The sequence below is a fragment of the Brevibacterium sp. 239c genome, assembly GCF_900169365.1.
Lineage (GTDB): Bacteria > Actinomycetota > Actinomycetes > Actinomycetales > Brevibacteriaceae > Brevibacterium.
Genome location: NZ_FXZH01000012.1, coordinates 1 through 16,379, shown reverse-complemented (window position 1 = coordinate 16,379; position 16,379 = coordinate 1). Strand labels below are relative to the sequence as shown.

The 16,379-nt window shown below is 63.5% G+C and carries 15 protein-coding genes; 11 read left to right on the top strand and 4 right to left on the bottom strand.

From position 1 onward, the window contains the following. The first annotated feature begins 264 nt into the window (after positions 1 to 264). Positions 265 to 1,719 carry an APC family permease gene (locus tag BSP239C_RS11990; RefSeq protein WP_101573157.1) on the top strand — a complete coding sequence of 485 codons (1,455 nt, stop codon included), beginning with the start codon at positions 265 to 267 and terminating at the stop codon, positions 1,717 to 1,719. Positions 1,720 to 2,145: 426 nt separating this feature from the next. On the opposite strand, the gene BSP239C_RS11985 is transcribed toward BSP239C_RS11990, so the two are convergent. Then, positions 2,146 to 3,366, bottom strand: a complete 1,221-nt coding sequence (locus tag BSP239C_RS11985; protein WP_219618894.1) for a glycine cleavage T C-terminal barrel domain-containing protein — start codon at positions 3,364 to 3,366, stop codon at positions 2,146 to 2,148. 241 nt (positions 3,367 to 3,607) lie between these two features. On the opposite strand from BSP239C_RS11985, the gene BSP239C_RS11980 reads away from it, so the two are divergent. From BSP239C_RS11980 to BSP239C_RS11965, 4 genes are all read left to right on the top strand, one after another. Further along, complete coding sequence (locus BSP239C_RS11980; RefSeq protein WP_101573155.1) at positions 3,608 to 4,468, top strand: methylenetetrahydrofolate reductase; 861 nt, start codon at positions 3,608 to 3,610, stop codon at positions 4,466 to 4,468. Positions 4,469 to 4,641: 173 nt separating this feature from the next. After that, positions 4,642 to 5,106, top strand: a complete 465-nt coding sequence (locus BSP239C_RS11975) for a carboxymuconolactone decarboxylase family protein (protein ID WP_101573153.1) — start codon at positions 4,642 to 4,644, stop codon at positions 5,104 to 5,106. A gap of 6 nt (positions 5,107 to 5,112) precedes the next feature. Next, positions 5,113 to 5,751 carry a sigma factor-like helix-turn-helix DNA-binding protein gene (locus BSP239C_RS11970; RefSeq protein WP_101573150.1) on the top strand — a complete coding sequence of 213 codons (639 nt, stop codon included), beginning with the start codon at positions 5,113 to 5,115 and terminating at the stop codon, positions 5,749 to 5,751. A gap of 119 nt (positions 5,752 to 5,870) precedes the next feature. After that, entirely contained in the window at positions 5,871 to 7,457 is a 1,587-nt protein-coding gene (locus BSP239C_RS11965; protein ID WP_101573148.1) for an FMN-binding glutamate synthase family protein, read from the top strand. A gap of 86 nt (positions 7,458 to 7,543) precedes the next feature. Here BSP239C_RS11965 and BSP239C_RS11960 read toward each other — a convergent pair whose 3' ends face one another. Next, positions 7,544 to 8,293: an IclR family transcriptional regulator gene (locus BSP239C_RS11960; RefSeq protein WP_101573147.1), complete on the bottom strand. Its 750-nt coding sequence runs from the start codon at positions 8,291 to 8,293 to the stop codon at positions 7,544 to 7,546. Positions 8,294 to 8,414: 121 nt separating this feature from the next. On the opposite strand from BSP239C_RS11960, the gene BSP239C_RS11955 reads away from it, so the two are divergent. The 4 genes from BSP239C_RS11955 to BSP239C_RS11940 all read left to right on the top strand — a co-directional run bounded on the left by BSP239C_RS11955 (position 8,415) and on the right by BSP239C_RS11940 (position 13,604). Beyond that, the gene (locus tag BSP239C_RS11955; protein WP_101573145.1) at positions 8,415 to 9,191 is read left to right on the top strand and encodes an IclR family transcriptional regulator; all 777 of its coding nucleotides are present in this window, start codon (positions 8,415 to 8,417) and stop codon (positions 9,189 to 9,191) included. A gap of 142 nt (positions 9,192 to 9,333) precedes the next feature. Beyond that, the gene (locus tag BSP239C_RS11950) at positions 9,334 to 11,847 is read left to right on the top strand and encodes an FAD-dependent oxidoreductase (RefSeq protein WP_101573143.1); all 2,514 of its coding nucleotides are present in this window, start codon (positions 9,334 to 9,336) and stop codon (positions 11,845 to 11,847) included. Positions 11,848 to 11,850: 3 nt separating this feature from the next. Continuing rightward, entirely contained in the window at positions 11,851 to 12,639 is a 789-nt protein-coding gene (locus BSP239C_RS11945; protein ID WP_101573141.1) for an electron transfer flavoprotein subunit alpha, read from the top strand. Then, a complete protein-coding gene (locus BSP239C_RS11940; RefSeq protein ID WP_101573139.1) occupies positions 12,636 to 13,604 on the top strand; it encodes an electron transfer flavoprotein subunit alpha/FixB family protein in 969 nt (322 codons plus the stop codon). The genes BSP239C_RS11945 and BSP239C_RS11940 overlap by 4 nt, the downstream gene beginning before the upstream one ends. A gap of 6 nt (positions 13,605 to 13,610) precedes the next feature. Here BSP239C_RS11940 and BSP239C_RS11935 read toward each other — a convergent pair whose 3' ends face one another. Then, positions 13,611 to 14,777, bottom strand: coding sequence for a CaiB/BaiF CoA-transferase family protein (locus BSP239C_RS11935; protein WP_257930188.1), 1,167 nt, complete (start codon positions 14,775 to 14,777; stop codon positions 13,611 to 13,613). A 178-nt stretch (positions 14,778 to 14,955) separates the two neighbouring features. On the opposite strand from BSP239C_RS11935, the gene BSP239C_RS11930 reads away from it, so the two are divergent. Further along, positions 14,956 to 15,357, top strand: coding sequence for a thioesterase family protein (locus tag BSP239C_RS11930; protein ID WP_096158930.1), 402 nt, complete (start codon positions 14,956 to 14,958; stop codon positions 15,355 to 15,357). 4 nt (positions 15,358 to 15,361) lie between these two features. Here the strand turns inward: BSP239C_RS11930 and BSP239C_RS11925 are convergent, their stop codons facing one another. Continuing rightward, on the bottom strand, positions 15,362 to 16,045 hold the full coding sequence (locus tag BSP239C_RS11925; RefSeq protein ID WP_096158083.1) for a 4a-hydroxytetrahydrobiopterin dehydratase: 684 nt from the start codon (positions 16,043 to 16,045) through the stop codon (positions 15,362 to 15,364). Positions 16,046 to 16,173: 128 nt separating this feature from the next. Here BSP239C_RS11925 and BSP239C_RS21145 point away from each other — a divergent pair, with 128 nt between their 5' ends. Beyond that, positions 16,174 to 16,305, top strand: a complete 132-nt coding sequence (locus BSP239C_RS21145) for a hypothetical protein (RefSeq protein ID WP_257930187.1) — start codon at positions 16,174 to 16,176, stop codon at positions 16,303 to 16,305. Positions 16,306 to 16,379 lie beyond the last annotated feature (74 nt).

Here is a 16,379-nt window from a genome sequence, read left to right as displayed (position 1 = left end):
CAGTCCGGCCTCGTGTCAGCTCGGCTGCATGCCAGTTCGGCGGTGGAAGTCGGCCGAACTCAGCTAATCGAGCCCACGACTTACGGGGTCGGAGCTGAGCCTTAGCCTGATTTTGAGCCTGTTGGCGTCGGGGTCGGAGCCTGGGCCTGTACGCGTCGGGGCTCTGAACCGGCCGATGCGTCCGTTCGGAGGTTACTGACGCGGAACTCTCGCTTTTCCTGCTACTGTGCAGAACTGTAATAGCAGGGACATGAGAGGCACGCAATGACGCAGCAGAACACGGAGATCGACGACCGGGGCCACGGTTTCGTCAGATCGCTGGGAACGATCGATGCCCTGTTCATCGGATTCGGAGCGATGATCGGTTTCGGCTGGGTCGTCCTCACCGGCGATTGGCTCACCGGTGCCGGCACCCTCGGCGCGATTCTCGCGTTCATCGTCGGTGGCGTCATCATGTGCTTCGTCGGCACGGTGTACTCCGAGATGGTGGCCGCGATGCCGCACGCCGGCGGTGAGCACAACTACCTCATCCGGGCGATGGGCCCCAAAGTCTCTCTCTTCGGATCCTGGGCGATCACCGGCGGCTATATCAGCGTCGTCATGTTCGAGGCCGTCTCGGTGCCGAAGACCGCCGTCTATCTGTTCCCGAACCTCGAACAGATAAAGATGTGGACCATCGCCGGTTCCGATGTCTATCTCACCTGGGCCCTCGTCGGCACCATCACAGCGATCATCATCGCGTGGATCAACATCCGCGGCGTCAAGCTCGCCTCCATGGTCCAGACCTTCGTCGTCTGGTTCCTCATCATCGTCGGACTCATGCTGCTGGCCGGCGGCTTCACCGGCGGAACGATCGAGAACGCCGAACCATTCTTCTCCGGCGGTGGCGCCGGCTTCATCGGAGTGATGGCTGTCGTCCCGTTCCTGTTCGTCGGCTTCGATGTCATCCCGCAGTCCGCCGAGGAGGTCAAACTTCCTCCTGCGAAGATCGGCAAGCTCGTCGTCATCTCCGTCATCATGGCCGTGGCCTTCTACGTGATCATCATCGGCACCACCTCGGTGGCCATGCCCGCATCCGAATTGGGCACCCACGACCTCGTCACCGCCGACGCCCTCGCGTCCATGTTCGGTTCGCCCATCTGGGGCAAGATCGTCATCGCCGGCGGTCTGGCAGGCATCATCACCTCATGGAACGCATTCCTCATGGGCTCGTCCCGACTGATGTGGGCAATGGCCGCAGCGGGCATGATCCCGAAATGGTTCGGCAAACTGCACCCCAAGTACCGGACCCCGTCCAACGCGATCATCTTCATCGGAGCCCTCTCCGCCGTCGCCCCGTTCTTCGGCACAGCGGCCCTCGGCTGGATCGTCGATGCGGGATCACCAGCGATCGTCATCGCCTACTTCCTCGTCAGCGTCGGCTTCCTGGTTCTGCGCAGGCGCGAGCCGAACATGGAACGTCCATTGCGCATCGGCGGGCCGCGCAATGGTGGCTTCATCATCGGCGTGATCTCTTCTATCCTGACCTTCATCCTCTTCATCCTCTACCTGCCGATCACCCCGGTCTCAGCACAGTTGGATTGGCAGTCGTGGGCCATGTTCGGCCTCTGGCTCGCAGTCGGAGTCTTCTTCATGTTCCGCCTGCCCACCGGCATCAAGGCCGGACCGAATGCTGAAGACGAACTCCTCGCGAAGGTGAAGTCACTCCGCAGGAAATGAAGTCGCGCCGCAGGAAGTGATGCGCTGAGAGTCAGCCCGAACAACAGCGGCTGGAGAGCAGCAGCGAACAGTTCTCACCTCGCAAGAGTGCGGCCATCGGAGACATCTCGGTGGCCGCACTTCAATGCTCGAGGTGTGTCTTCATCGACGGTGCCGCGCGGATCGACGCTGGGGCACACGGGGCTGGGCGGCCACCCCTCACCGCGAGCAGCAATTCATTCCCGCGTACGTGGAGGAATTGGCGCTGCCGGTGAGGGATGCACGGTCGAAGCGCGACGGCGGGGCAGAGGCGAGCGCGGCCACTGGTATGTCGCGCAGTGACCGCGCTCGGATCAGGGTGGTGGAACCGTGCAGCAGAATTTCTCCGCTAGGTAGAGCCCGACCGCTGGACTCAGGCTCTCGCCCGCCCCAGGCTTTCGCCGCGGATCAGACGGCGGCGTCGAGGCCGTTCATCTTCAGACGTTCACGCTGGCTGGGGTTGACGCTCGCCCGGAACGGCATCTCCACCACCTCGGCGCGAACGGGCTCACCCGGGGTGTCTGCGAAGGGTTCGGGGAGTTGAACCCAGTACTCGGTTCCCAGCGCACTGCTCTCGACCGGCACATGTGCCATCGCGATATTGGCTTCGAGCTCCGGTGAGTACCAGGGCGACGTCACATACCCGACCGGGTCGCCACCAGATGTGGCGCTGACCAGCCAGAAGTCGGGAGCGTAGTCTGTGATCGGCTTTCCGCCGACCAGCAGACCCACGAGCTGAGTCTTGAACGGTGGAGTACCGGCAGTGATCTGCTCACGAACCTCCTCGAGTTTCGCTTTGCCGATGTAGTCGGCTTCCTTCTTCCGCGGCACCTGGTAAGAGAGGTTGACCTGGAACGGGTAGGTCTCGAAGTCCATGTCCTGACCCCACGACAGGATGCCTGCGGCAATCCTGCGGTGATGGCTGGGAGCAACGACCTTGAGGTTGTAGGGAATGCCGGCTGCGAGCACTGCGTTCCACATGTCCTCGGCGTATTTCGTCGAGTCCTTGAGGTAGATCTCGTAGCCCTTCTCTCCAGTGAACCCTGTCTGGGAGATGATGACGTCGTGCCCGCCGACTTGGGCTTCCATGAGTCCATAGCTGGGCAGCGTGCGCCCCTCTTCACCGACGAGGTCGGCGATGACATCGACGGACTTCGGACCCTGGACCTGCACCGGCGAGACATCGATCTCGGCGATGGTGACGTCGAACCCCTTGCCGACGTTGACGCCCTGCAGCCAGAGCATGAGGTCGGTGTCCGAGAGGCTGAACCAGAATTCGTCGATCGCCACTCGCAGCAGGATCGGGTCGTTGAGGATGCCTCCGGCTTCATTGCACAGGATCACGTAACGGGCGCGCATGACTGGGATTTTGGTCGCGTCACGGGTGATGACATAGTTCACGAACGCCTCGGCGTCGGGACCCTTGACTTGGATCTGACGTTCGACGGCGACGTTCCACAAGGTCACGTCGTTGACGAGAGACTGGTACTCGACCATCATCCCGCCATCCTCGCGAGGCACATAGCCGCGCGGGTGGTACATCCGGTTGTAGATAGAGGCTCGCCAGCATCCCTCTTGCATCGACAGCTCCCAGTACGGAGACTTCCGCACTCTGGTGTCAATGAGCATCTCGACTGGCGTGGGGCCTGATTGGCGTAGGTTGATTGGGACTTGTCTGTCGCTTTGGTCCACTGATGGAACGTTGTTGTCCATGATGTTCCCCCTGCTGATCAGTTCTACATTGTAGAACTCGATTCCCATATTATGGGTAGAATCAGTGTAGGATTGAAGTGTCGACGGAAGCAAGGGTTTCCATCCAGATTCATCAGCCGTCGACCACTTTCCAGGGATCCTCTCAAAGGAGCACGGGATGTCACAGGAAGTTCTGAGCACGCTGCTGAAATCCGCGCGCTATGAAATCCTTCCCACCGCCGGAGTCGTCGACCGTGTCCACGAGTACGTCGCACCCGGCCGGGTGATCACTGTGACCGCCTCGACCGGGCTGACACTTGAGGCCACGCTGTCGACCGCGGAACAGCTGCAGGCGCTCGGATTCAATGCGGTCCCCCACATCGCAGCGAGGATGGTCCAGGGCAGAACCGAGCTCGAGGAGATCGTCGACCGCATCACGCAGGCCGGCATCGATCGGATCTTCGTCCCCGCCGGCGATGCCACGCCCCCAGCCGGAGGTTATGCCGGAGCACTCGACCTCATCGTCGACCTCGCGAGCATGGCGGCACCGATCCAGCACCTCGGCGTCAGCGCCTACCCGGAGACTCACCCGCTGATCCCCGATGACGTCACCATCCAAGCGATGTGGGACAAACGCGACTACGCCACCCACCTCGTCTCGAATCTGTGCTTTGATCCCGGAGTCATCGCCACGTGGCTGGCCAGGGTGCGGGCGCGCGGCATCGAGCTGCCGCTCATCCTGGGCATCGCTGGCAAAGTGGAACTGACGAAGCTGACCCGCGTCGCGTCGAAGATCGGCGTGGGCGAATCGACACGGTTCCTGCGCAAGAACACGGCGACCTTCTCCCGAATGGCCAAACCTGGCGGGTACAACCCACGGAAATTCCTCGACAAACTCGCACCCATCCTGGACGATCCAACCATGGGCGTGGCCGGACTCCACATCTATACTTTCAACCAGATCAAGGACACGGAGATCTGGCGACGCAAGCAGCTCGCTGCTCTAGGACACACCGATGAGGTCCCGAGCACGTCGTGAGGCAGCGCGTCCTAAGACAGCAGGTGTGAGACGTTCGGTGCGCCCGGCGGACAGAGATTTCGCGTGAACCTGTCACACTTCACCGCCGCCATCCGACGTAGTGGATGACGGGCGAAAGTCGTCCGCACCATTGTTCGCCAGGGAACGTGACACACCTTCAGGAAAGGACACTCATGGCTCGTATCAACCTCGACCAGGTCAGCAAGAAGGGCTACTCCCACGTTGCTCGACTCGATTCCCACTGCCGCACCGCTCTGGGCGATGAGCTTTACGATCTCATCAAGCTTCGCGCATCGATCGTCAACGGCTGCGGCTTCTGCGTCGACATGCACTCCACCGATCTGGAGAGTCTCGGCGTCTCGTCCCGAAAGCTCTACGCCGTTTCGGCATGGCAGCACGCCGGCGCCCTGTTCGATGAGCGAGAGCGCAGCGTCTTCGCCCTCACGGATGCGGTGACGAAACTCGGTCCGGAGACCGTGACCGACGAGATTTGGGACGAGGTGGCCAAGCACTTCAGCGCCGAACAGCTCGGCGACCTGCTTCTGGCCATCTCCACGATCAACGTCTGGAATCGCCTGGCAATCGCCACCGAGACGACCCCGCCGGTCGCCGATGGCTCTGCCGAGACAGCCGACTGATCTACATTGGAGAGGTGGACGGGATCGAGTTCGGCAGCCCAGGCGATACGGCTGCCAGCACAGAGGCCGCCCGAGCCGGTCTCGACCGACCAGCTGCCAGAGGATGCGGTCGCGAATCGGGACCTGCTGTCGCTGACACTGCTCCACCTGGCCGAGCAGCTGAACCCGGAGACCCGCGCGGCCTTCGTTCTCACCAGGGCCTTCGATATGAGCGCCGAGGAGGTCGCCGGAATTCTCGGCAAGAGCTCTGCCGCTGTGCGCCAGATGATCTCACGAGCCGCACGCCGGATCGATCTGGATCGGCAGGTGACTCGCACCGCGGACTCGGCGATGCTCGGTCGTCTCATCGATGCGATTCACAGCGGCGATCTGAGAACAGCACTCGGCCTGCTGCTGGCCGAGGACGCCGTGTTCTGGGCCGATGGGGGCGGCAAGGTCTCCTCTGCACTCAATCCGATCTTCGGTGCCCAGCGGATCATCCGCTTCTTCCACTCGGTCACCACCCCCGGCAGCTCCAGTGGTCAGGACTTCAGAGGATCCGTCAAGGTCAATGGTGGATTCGCCATTGCCGTCGTTCGCGCAGGACGTGACCACATCTCTGATTTCACAGGCAGATTTCTCAGTTCTCTCCGGATCGAGGCATAGCATGGCAGCAGGACGATGCTGCCCGACGCCGCTTTTGAGCACACGGAACCAACGGCGCCCGTCACTGAGATCGTGACCCGAGACTCGGGGCTCCATCGTTCGCTCGGGAGGAGATCACGATGGGACGTTTCCTGGCAATCGCTGCGACACTCGGCATTCTGGTGGCACTGGGGTGGGCGGCAGCAGTCGGACCGTGGGCCTGGTGGGTGATCGGTGCCCTCGTCGCCGCCGTCATCGTTCTCGCGATCTACGATCTCACACAGAAGAAACACGCGATCCTGCGCAACTATCCGGTCGTCGGGCACCTGCGGTTTCTCCTCGAGAGCCTACGACCAGAACTCCAGCAGTACTTCATCGAACGCAACTGGGACGGTCGCCCCTTCGACCGCGACACACGCTCGATCGTCTATGAACGGTCGAAGGGCATCCACGGAGAGAAGGCCTTCGGCACCGAGCGCGACGTCAATGCTGAAGGCTATGAATATCTCGTTCATTCCACTGCCCCAATCCCCGCTCCTGCGACGCCGCCACGTGTCATCGTGGGCGGCCGCGACTGCTCACACCCCTACAGCATGTCCCTGCTCAACGTCTCTGCGATGAGCTTCGGTGCTCTGTCGCCCAACGCGGTGCGAGCGCTCAATCGCGGGGCGGAGATGGGCGGCTTCGCCCACGACACCGGCGAAGGCGGCATCTCGCCTTATCATCTTGAGAACAATGGTGACCTGATCTGGGAAGTGGGCTCCGGATACTTCGGCACACGCACCGACGAGGGCCGATTCGACCCCGAGCAGTTCGCACAGCAGAGTTCGCGTGATCAGGTCAAATGCGTGTCCCTGAAGCTGAGCCAGGGCGCAAAGCCAGGCATCGGCGGCGTCCTGCCGGCGGCCAAGGTCAATGCGGAGATCGCCCGGGCCCGAGGGGTCCCCCAGGGCGTGAAGTGCGTCAGTCCCCCGGCGCACTCTGCCTTCAGCACCCCGACCGAACTCATCGAATTCATTGCCCGCATGCGTGAACTATCTGGCGGGAAGCCCGCCGGCTTCAAACTGTGCGTCGGCTCCCGTATCGATGTGCTGGCGATCTGCAAGGCCATCAAGGACGTCGGCACGGCACCGGACTTCATCATCGTCGACGGCTCTGAAGGAGGAACGGGTGCGGCTCCTCTCGAGTTCGAAGATCACATGGGAACGCCCCTGACCGACGGGCTGCTCACCATGCACAATGCTTTGGTCGGCACCGGCCTGCGCGACCAGATCCGGATCGGGGCCAGCGGTAAGGTCGCTGCTGGCAACGACATCGTCAAACGCCTGGCCCAAGGAGCGGACTACACGAATTCGGCACGAGCGATGATGATGGCCGTCGGCTGCATCCAGGCCCAGATCTGCCACACCGGGCTCTGCCCCGTCGGGGTGACGACCCAGGATCCGAAGCGTCAGCGTGCCCTGCACGTCGGCGACAAGAGCGAACGCGTAAAGAACTACCAAGAAGCGACGGTCGAGCAGGCCGTCGAGATCATGGCATCAATGGGTGCCAGCAGCCCGCAGGAGCTGCGCCCGGAACACCTGCAGCGCAATATCTCCCGCAACGAGCACCGCTCCTATGCCGAACTCTACGAATGGCTGCAGCCGGGAGAGCTTCTGGCACAGCCACCGGAGTCATGGGCGAGGGACTGGGCGCGCGCCGACTCAGGAACGTTCCGGAACGCGTGACTCAAGGGTTCGTACGACGCAGGGGTTAGTGTGACTCAAGGGTTCGTACGACTCGGGGGTTCGTCCGACTCAGGGAAACGCGGGACTCAGCGGTGGGTGACCTTGCGCTTGAGGCTGCGGGAGAGCAGACCCGCCTCGTCGACGAGGAGGCGTCCGACGTCGTCATGATGTGCAGCGATGCGCATGGTCGGTCCCGAGATTCCGATCGCCGCAACCACCTGACCGTCGACGCCGTACACGGGTGCGGCCAGGGCATCGAGTCCCTCTTCGAATTCCTCGTGCACGAGCGCATACCCACGTTCGCGCACCTCGGCGAGGTTGTCCATGAGCTCTTTCCGGGAGCCCAAGGTGTACGGGGTGCGGCGCTCCAACCGGCCAGCGGGAACCGGGATGATATCGAAGGCGTACATGATCTTGCCCAGCGCCGAGCAGTGCGGTGGCACCTCCACGTCGACCCAGTTCGTGGCGCCGAGGACGAAGGTCGAATCGACCTGTGCGACCTGCACGACACCTGTGGCACTGGGCACGGCGAGATTGACCGTCTCGCCGGTCTCCTCGCTCAGCCGCTGCAGCGTGGGATCGGCCGCCGTGACCAGCGTTTCGACCCGATCGAAGCGTGAAGCGTAGGTCGCGAAAAGGGATCCTCCACGATAGAGTCCATCGCCGTCACGTTCGACCAGACCGTTGCGTTCGAGGGCGGAGAGCAGGCGTGAGACCGTCGATCGTGCCAGCTCCGTCGACTCCACCACTTCTGTGTAGGAGATCGGGTCATCCGACTTCACCACCAGCGACAATATCTCTGCCGCGCGATCGATCGACTGGGTCCCATTGGTCATAGCGCTCAACTCCGTCGGGGAAAGATGTGCCGCGGCGCCATCGGCGCTCCGGCGGCATTCACCCTACATCACCCGTGATTGAACCCTGTTCGTGTTGTGTCATGTGAGTTACAGTTTCGAAATGAGCAACAGCGAGACGAATTCCGGCTCCGTGCAGTCAGTCGACCGCGCGGTCACGATCCTCGAGGTCATCGCCCGCACCGGGCTCGCCGGGGTCACCGACATCGCAGTCGAACTCGGCGTGCACAAATCGACCGCCTCCCGCATCGTGTCCACACTTGAGGCCCGCGGCCTCGTCGAACAGGACCAGCATCGCGGCAAGTACCGCCTGGGTCTTGGCATCCTCCGCCTTGCCGGAGCCACCACCGCACGTCTCGACATCGTCCAGGAAGCCCGCCCCATCGCGAAGCTCTTAGCAGAACGCACCGGTGAGACGATCAACGTCGCCGTCCTCTCCGACGGCGCGGCCCTCTACCTCGACCAGGTCTCCGGCAGTGCCTCTGTCCAGAGCCACAACTGGGTCGGCCAGCGCATCCCCCTGCACGCGACATCGAACGGCAAGGTCCTCCTGTCGGGCCTGAGCGAGGCAGGCATCCGCGCCGCACTCGAAAAGAGACTGCCGACCTACACTCCGCACACGGTGACCGCGATCCCCCATCTGCTCGCTGAAGTCGCCGAGGTGGTCGCCGCCGGACACTCGATCGTCATCGATGAGCTCGAGATCGGCCTCACCGCCGTTTCTGCCCCGATTCGCAACGCCCACGGCGATGTCATCGCCTCGGTCTCTGCCTCGGGACCGGGGTTTCGCTTCACGGAGGAAAAGGTCGAAGCTGCCAAGGATCTGCTGGTGGCTGCGGCCGCCGACATCTCGTCACGGTTCGGCTGGCGCGAGAGCTGAGGAACGGTCGCCGAACAGACCCCTTGACACACCTCGGCGGGCGGAGGACGATCAGAGCACCTAGTTTCACATAGTGCGTCACGTTGCATAGTACGCAACATGTGCCGTTGAAGGCGAAGATGCCTTCGGAGAGGAGCCTCCCGTGGCCTCCATTCCCGCCCAGGCCAGTGTCGTTGTCGTCGGTGCAGGCATCGTCGGCAACAGCCTCGTCCACCATCTGGCCGAGCTCGGCTGGAGCGACATCGTCCAGGTCGACAAGGGTCCGCTGCCCAACCCGGGCGGCTCGACCGGACATGCCTCGAACTTCATCTTCCCGGTCGATCATTCCCGCGAGATCACCGACCTCACCCTTGACAGCGTGCGTCAGTACAAGGAACTCGGCGTCTTCACCCAGTCCGGCGGCTACGAGGTCGCTCGCACCCAGGCGCGCATGCAGGAGCTGCGGCGCAGGATGGCCTCGGCCAAGGCCTGGGGCATCGAATCTCATCTGGTCACCCCCGAAGAGGTCGTCGAGAAGGTTCCGTTCCTCGACCCGTCGGTCATCGTCGGTGCCTTCTGGACGCCCAGCGTCGGCGTCGTCGACTCCGTCGGGGCGGGCACGATGATGCGCGAATCCGCGCAGAAGAAGGGTGCTCTCACTGTGTCGCCGAACACCGAGGTGACCGGCATCGACGTCGAGGGCGGAGCGATCGCACGCGTGCACACCACGAAGGGTGCGATCGAGACCGACAAGATTCTCATCGCCTGCGGTGTCTGGAGTCCGCGCATCGCTGCCATGGCCGGTGCCGCGATCCCACTGACCCCGGCAGTGCACCAGATGATCAGCGTCGGCCCGGTCCCACAGCTGGCCGAACAGACGGGTGAGATCACCTTCCCCATAGTGCGCGATATGGACACCTTCTGCTACGAACGTCAGCACGGCTCGGACATGGAGATCGGCTCCTACGCCCACCGTGCAATTCTCCACGAGCCCGATGAGATCCCCTCGATCGAGGCCGCGAAGCTCTCCCCCACGGAGATGCCCTTCACCGACGACGACTTCGACCCGCAGCTCGAACAGGCCCTCGAACTCATGCCCGATGTGCTGTCCAACCCCGACGTCGAGATCCGCTACGCGATCAACGGTCTCCTGTCCCTGACTCCCGACGGTGCTCCCATCCTCGGCGAATCACCCGAGGTCAGAGGCCTGTGGTCGGCCGCAGCCGTGTGGGTCAAGGAAGGCCCGGGCGTGGGCCGGGCCGTGGCCGAGTGGATGACGAACGGCCTGCCCGAGGTCGACGTCCAGGGCGCCGACATCGCCCGCTTCCACCCGCACCAACGCACCCGCGAACACGTACAGGCCCGCACCTCGGAAGCCTTCATCAAGACCTACGGCATCGTCCATCCCGGCGAGCAGTGGAACTCCGACCGCAACGTTCGCCTCTCCCCCATGCATGAGCGCGAGAAGGAACTCGGCGCCGTCTTCTTCGAAGTCGCCGGCTGGGAACGCCCCCAGTGGTACGAATCGAATGCACCGCTGCTCGAAGAATTCGGCGACAAGGTCATGGACCGCACTGCGGAATGGGACTCGCGCTGGTGGTCGCCGATCACCAACGCCGAACACCTAGCGATGCGCGAGCGCGCCGGACTCGTCGACCTCTCAAGCTTCGTCATCTTCGATGTGTTCGGCCCCGCCGCCCTCGATGCCGTCCAGTCCATCGTGCTGGCCCAGATGGATGTGAAGATCGGCAGGGTCGTCTACACCCCGGTCCTCGACGAGGCAGGTGGATTCCGCTCGGACCTGACCATCATGCGACTGTCCCACGACCGGTTCCGCGTTGTCACGGGAGCCGCCCACGGCATGGTCGACGTCAAATGGTTCGCCGATCGGCTCCCGAAGACAGGTGCCCAGATCGCCGACCTCACCTCGTCATGGACGACGATCGGATTGTGGGGACCGCGGGCACGCGACATCCTCTCCCAGGTCACGAACGCAGACGTCTCCCACGAAGCCTTCAAGTTCGGCACGGCCCGGACCATCGAGATCGGCTCGCTGACGGTGCTGGCCTCCCGCATCTCCTACGTCGGTGATCTGGGCTGGGAACTCTACGTCCCTATGGAATCCGGACTCAAACTCTGGGACGTCCTCACCGAGGCCGGAAAAGAGCACGGTCTCGTACCGGTGGGACTCGGCGTCTACGGCACCACGGGCCGCATCGAGAAGGGCTACCGCGCCTTCGGTGCCGAACTCGACTCCGACCGCACCGTCATCGAGGTCGGCATGGCCCGACCGAAGGTGAAGTCGCAGAACTTCGTCGGCCGCGACGCCCACCTGCGACACCGCGAGGAGGACCCGAAGGCGATCCTGTGCTCACTCACGGTCGACGATCATACAAGCGCCAGCGGCGAGAAACGCTACATGCTCGGCGGGGAACCCATCCAATCCAAGGACGGCGGGCCGCTGGTCGACGGGCACGGGCACCACTCCTTCGTCACCTCGGCGGGGTCTGCCCCGAGCCTGGGCAAGCATGTCCTCATGGCCTTCCTCCCTCCCGCCGAGGCGGTCGTGGGCAACCAGCTCACCGTCGTCTACATGGAGGAGGCCTACCCCGTCACGGTGGCCTCGATCGACGCCACGCCCCTCTTCGATCCCGACAACGAGAGCATCAGGAGGTAGGCCGTGGACATCCTCGTCTGCATCAAACGCATCCCCGACATCTCTGGCCAGATCACGCTCAACGAATCCGGCACGAACATCGACGACTCGAGCCTGGGCCACACCACCTCGGCGCACGAGGAATGCGCGGTGGAGTTGGCCATCCAGACCGCGGCTGCCACCGGCGGCACGGTCACAGTACTCACGTTGGGCCCCGCTGAAGCAGTCGAGCAGCTGCGCGCAGCCGTAGGCGTGGGCGCCAACGACGGAATCCTCATCGAAGCCGACAATCCCGAGGCGTTCGGCCCCGAAGACATCGCCTCGATCATCGGTGACGTCATCCGTGATCGCGCCGAGGAGGGCCAGAACTTCGATCTCGTGCTGCTGGGCAATGATGCCGCCGACACCGGTGATTTCCAGGTCCCCATCCGCCTGGCCTATGATCTCGAATACCCGGTGCTGACCGGGATCCAGACGCTGAGCGCGACCGGGGGTTCCGGCGGCTCCGGCGCGATCGAGGCCCACGGGATCGGGCCGGCCGGGACCGAGGCCTTCTCCCTCGAGCTGCCCGCCGTCATCGCCGTCCAGGAGGGCGGTATCGACCCGCGCTATCCATCGATCACCGGTCGGATGAAGGCGAAGAAGGCTCGCATTGCCGAATATGTGGCGCCCGAGCCGGGTGCCGGAAATCCGCGCATCGGCCTCGAATTGCCGCCGGAGAAGGCAAGCGCGGTCACGATCCTCGGCGAGGGCCGTGACGCTGCCGGTGCCTTGGTCGATATTCTCGAAGAGATCGGAGTGATCAGGTCATGACTCTCGTATACGTCGAAACCGATGAGAGTGGTCAGGTGCAGCTGACCTCCGCCGAGGCGCTCACCTTCGCCCGTACGAACGCGGACGTCCTCGCCGGTTCGGTCCTCGAAGCTGCCGTCATCGGCTCGCTCACCGAGTCAGCCCACAAGCAGCTCGCAGCACTCGGCGTGGACCGGATCCACCACCTCGAGTCTGCGGACCTTGAGGCCTATTCAGCCGCAGCCTGGGCTCAGGCTCTCGTCGACATCGCGCCGGAGACCGGGACGGTTCTGGCCTCGGGGACTCCGCGCGGGATGGAGCTCATGACACATGTGGCCGTGCGCATCGGTGAGCGGATGGCGGCCAACGTCGTGGCCGCCGACGACGAGGGTCTGCTGCGACAGGTGCTCGGTGGGGCCGCGTTCGAACGCCTCCGACTCGGCGGTGACCTGCAGGTTCTTACGGTCGCCGGCCACGCCTGCAACCCGGAGGAGACCACACCGACGACACCGGAGGTCCTCACGCACTCCCCCGAAGCCGCGGAGGAGGATCTGCGCACCCGCGTGCTTCGCACCGAAGTCGAAACCACCGATGGCAATGACACGACAGGGCTGACTCAGGCCAGAGCCGTCGTCGGAGCCGGTCGCGGAGTCGGTTCGGAGAACGGATTCGGCGAGGTCCTCGAACTCGTCGACCACCTCGGCGGAGCCCTGGGAGTCTCTCGCGTGGTCACGGGTCTGGGCTGGCGACCGCATTCCGAACAGGTCGGTCAGACCGGCAGTCGGATCACCCCCGATGTCTACATCGCGTGCGGAATCTCCGGCGCGATCCAGCACATGGCCGGAATCGAGGGCGCGAAGACGCTCATCGCGATCAACACCGACGAGGAGTCGACGATGGTTCAGCGCGCCGATTACGCCATCATCGGCGATCTCCACGAGGTCGTCGGCGCCGTCAACGAGGAGATCAGGAACCGTCGCGGCTGATGCCGCTCACAGACCCAATTCGGCGATCACCGCGTCGGTGTCGGCACCGATAACCGATGCCCGCCGAGGTTGGCCTGCACTGTCCGCGCCATCCGAGGTGGCCGCGCCAGTTGAGGTGGGGGTGCCTGTTGAGGTGGGGGCAGTTGCCTGGCCGAACCTCGGTGCCGGTGCGGGTTGCTCGATTCCGGCCTCATCGGTGTAGAAGAGTCCGCGGTACTGGTTATGAGCATCGGTCTTCGCCTCGGCCATGGTCAGGACCGGTTCGACGCAGGCATCGCGACCGGTGAAGAGCTCTTCGAGTTCGGCCAAGGTGCGTGAGGCGAGCGCCTCGGCGAAGACTGGCCGCATGACGGGCCAGTGCTTCGGCTGCCAATGGTTGATCTCGCCCAGCGGTTCGGGCAGGCGGTCCTCGACGTCGAGAGTGCGCACGAATTCGGCGAAGAAGGCCGGTTCGATGCAGGCAACGGACACGTACCTGTCGTCGGCGGTGGGATAGACGTCATAGAACGGTGCTCCGGAATCCAGGAGGTTGCGCCCGCGTGCGTCGTGACGCCACATGCCGATCTCGGAGAAGCCGTGCATCATCGAATACAGGAGGTTCGCGCCGTCGATCATGGCGGTGTCGACGACGGTGCCGATGCCGGTGGTGCGGGCACTGGTCAGTGCGCCGAGAACGCCGACGACAAGCAGCATGCCGCCCCCACCGAAATCGCCGATGAGGTTTGCGGGGAACTGCGGCGGTCCATCGGCGCGGCCGAGCTGGTTGAGCAGTCCGGACGAAGCGATGTAGCCCAGATCGTGGCCTGCCTTCTGCGACTTCGGACCGTCCTGTCCGTAGCCGGTGATGCGGCCGTAGACAAGGGCAGGATTGAGCGCGTGGAGATCGTCGGGGCCGAGGCCCAAGCGTTCCGCGGCGCCTGGACGGAAGCCTTCGATGACGATGTCGGACTTCGCCGCCAGGGACCGGGCGAGTTCGATGCCGGCTTCGGACTTGAAGTCTGCGGTCATCGACCTCTTGCCGCGGTCGAGAACAGGGTTCATGGGCTGGCCGGCCGTCTTCGGCGGATCAAGGCGAATCACCTCGGCGCCCATATCTGCCAACATCATTGCGGCGAAGGGGCCGGGGCCGATTCCGCCGAGGTCGAGAACGCGCACGCCTTTGAGCACTGCCATGATTTCCTTTCGTCGATCAAACATGTTCCACTATAGAACGATCGATCAGGTCCGAAGAGGCGGCAGGGCCACACCCGACGATCAGAGGTCCCGGTGATCAGGGCCGTCCGGCCACCCTGGTAGCGTCCCATAGTCGGAGATGGAGAGTCTCCGAAGCAGATGAGTCGAAAGGTTGTCCGTGAAGACATTCGAGTATTCCCCAGAGGTGCGCTGGTCCGATCAGGACATGCTCGGCCACGTGAACAACGCGCGCATGATCACCCTCATCGAGGAAGGCCGCATCAGGTGGCTCCACGAGGCCAAGGCCGGGAGCTTGACCGGCGGTGGCATGCTCGTCGCCAACCAGTCGATCGACTACCTGCTCCCCGTCATGTACGGCCCCGAACTCACAATGACGGTGACCATCAAGAGGATCGGCAACTCCTCATTCACCGTCCACACCCGCGGTGACCAGAGCGGCCAGAAGGTGTTCAACTCTGACGTCGTCCTCGTCCACATCGACCGGGAGACCGGCAAGCCCTCGCCGATCCCCGAGGGCATTCGCAGCATCCTCGGGGAATACCTCGCCGAAGCCGACTGATGACTCAGTGGACCATCGGCGCGCAGATGCAGGCTCGGTTGCCGTCGGGATCCTCTAGAACCCAATAGGACGGAGCAGCTGTGTCGCTGACGAGGTGGCCGCCCGCAGCGAGAGCTGCAGCAATCCGTCCTTCGGCCTCGTCATGGCTCACCCAGACATCGAGATGCCAACTCTGCGGGACGGCTGACTCCGGCAGAGGGAACCGGCTGTCGTCTCGTGGCCTCTGCCACCACAGCAGCGTATTCACCTGACCAGTTGGGTCGACGAGGTCACCACCCGCATGCACTCCCGCAGGTTCACCGCCGAGGAGTGCCGCGTAGAAGTCGGACACTCGATCACTTGAATTCGTGTCGAGAGCGAATTCGGCTTGCATCAGGCTTGCGGTGTCAGCACTCAGGTCCGCTTCAGCGGCGATCGTGCTGATCTTTCGAGCGAGAGTGATATCCCGTTCGGTCACGCCGCCGACGTCATGACTGCCCACAGTCACGGTGACACCGGTCTTCGTGAGAGTGATGTCGGGGGCATGGTTCGACAGTTCTGCCGCCTCCCCGACCGCATTGACGAAGGCAAGACCTCGGCCGAATTCGTCGGTTCTGAATCTGGCCCTGATCGGCCCTGCCAACTGCCGCCAGTCCTCGAGGTCAGCGTCGAAGATCTGCGAACTGGTGAGAACGCCATCGTGTCCCACAACTCGCTCCTCCCGTGATGCGTGTGCGTTTGGTCGCAGGAGTCACGCTATCGGAGGAATGGTGCCTCTGCGAGAAGATGGCCGTTCTGTTCATGCTCGGCCAGGCCTCGTGCCCATAGCCTGGGAACATGAAACTCGACGCGATCTCAATCATCACCGCAGACATGTCCGCAGCAGTGCGGTTCTACTCCGCACTCGGCCTCGACTTAGGGCGTGTCTCCTTTATTGACGATTCCAGGACTGACACGGTGGGTTGGTGACGACAAAGCAACGACACCGAGTATTCACTGATGAGCAGTGGGAGAAAATCGAACCACTGTTGCCCTCGAACGTC